Annotated in this window: 1 protein-coding gene; it reads right to left on the reverse strand. The window is 52.3% G+C overall.

All coding sequences use genetic code 11. The annotated features are described in order from the left end of the window. Positions 1–266 (reverse strand): TonB-dependent receptor domain-containing protein (locus tag R0J87_RS21070; RefSeq protein WP_498888713.1); only part of this gene is annotated, 266 nt, incomplete at both ends.

The raw sequence follows: 266 nt of genomic DNA on the forward strand, positions 1-266 counted from the left end.
CGGTTTCGCCGTTGCTGCCGGGGATAGGTGTACCGGTGGACTGAGCGACATTATCCTGCTCAATACGGAAGATGGCTAACGTGGTGGTCAGACGGCTATTCATCCAGTCCGATTTCAGACCCAGCTCGTAGTTGTTACCGGTGATTGGAGCCAGATATTTGCCTGAACTGTCACGATCATTTTGCGGCTGGAAAATAGAGGTATAGCTGGCGTAGGTCGACCAGTTGTCATTGATGTCAAACACCAGACCAGCGTAAGGCGTGGTG

This window comes from Halomonas sp. SIMBA_159, from assembly GCF_046536035.1.
Taxonomy (GTDB): Bacteria; Pseudomonadota; Gammaproteobacteria; order Pseudomonadales; family Halomonadaceae; genus Vreelandella; species Vreelandella venusta_A.